A 1,274-nucleotide genomic window follows, 5' to 3' on the forward strand; every position below is an offset into this window, starting at 1 on the left:
CACCCGCCGCTGCGACGGACCGTTCGGCGCCGTCAAACCGTTCGACGCACCATCCTGATTCACCGCCGAACCCCGCAACACCGCCAACACCCGATGACCGTTCGCCACCGCGTCCGACAAACGCTCGACGAGGACGAGGCCGGCGCCCTCCGACCAGCCGGCGCCGTCCGCCGCGTCGGCGAACGACTTGCACCGGCCGTCACCGGCCAGGCCACCCTGGCGGCCGAACTCGGCGAATGTCCCCGGAGTGGTCATCACGGTGACACCTCCGGCCACCGCCATCGCGCACTCGCCGCCGCGCAGGGCCTGGGCGGCCAGGTGCAGCGCGACGAGCGACGACGAACAGGCGGTGTCCACAGTGACCGCAGGACCTTCGAAACCGAACGTGTACGAGATCCGGCCGGAGATGACGCTGCCGGCCGAACCGGTGAGCAGATGTCCCTGTGCCTCCTCGGGCAGCCGATACGGCATCGATCCGTACCCGCTGGAGGCGGTACCGACGAAGACGCCGACGCGATGCCCGCGGGCCGTGGTGGGGTCGATACCGGCGCGTTCGAAGACTTCCCAGGTGGACTCCAGCAACAGCCGCTGCTGCGGGTCCATGCCCATCGCCTCGCGCGGCGAGATGCCGAAGAAACCGGGGTCGAAGTCCGCAACGTCGTGCAGGAAGCCGCCCTCACCGCCGAACATGCCGGTGTCGCCGAACACCGGCGACTCCCAGCCGCGGTCGGCCGGGAACGGGCCGATGCCGTCGCCCCCCTCGTCGAGCAGCCGCCACAGTTCCTCAGGGGTACTGACTCCGCCCGGGTAGCGGCAGCTCATGCCGACGATCGCGATCGGCTCGTCGGTGCTCGCGTCGCCGGTGCGCATCGTAACCGGCACGTCCTCACCCACGCCAAGGAGTTCGGCACGCAGGAACGCGGCGAGTCCGGCCGCGTTCGGGTGGTCGAACACCAGCGTGGCCGGCAGCGACAGGCCGGTGGCAGCCGCCAGCCGGGTCCGCAGCTGCACCGCGGTCAGCGAGTCGAACCCGAGTTCATGGAATGCCCGGTCGGCGGGCACGGCCGCCACACCGGTGTGGCCGAGCACGGCGGCCGCCTCGGTGCGGACCATGTCGAGCAGGATCCGGTCCTGCTCGACGACGGAGAGCCCGGCGAGACTGGTCCGCAGCTCACTGCCACCCGATTCGGCCTCGGCACGCGCCCGATCCATCTCGGCCAGCGCCTTGCGCACCTCCGGGATGTCCTCGATCAGCGGCCGCCGCCGTGCCGAGG

1 protein-coding gene is annotated in these 1,274 nt (G+C 71.3%); it reads right to left on the reverse strand.

The genetic code is table 11. The features are described from left to right. The coding region (locus LPA41_RS40765) for a type I polyketide synthase (RefSeq protein WP_229076855.1) at positions 1–1,274 on the reverse strand (1,274 nt) is incomplete at both ends.

This window comes from Actinoplanes sp. DH11 (assembly GCF_020873875.1).
Taxonomy (GTDB): domain Bacteria; phylum Actinomycetota; class Actinomycetes; order Mycobacteriales; family Micromonosporaceae; genus Actinoplanes.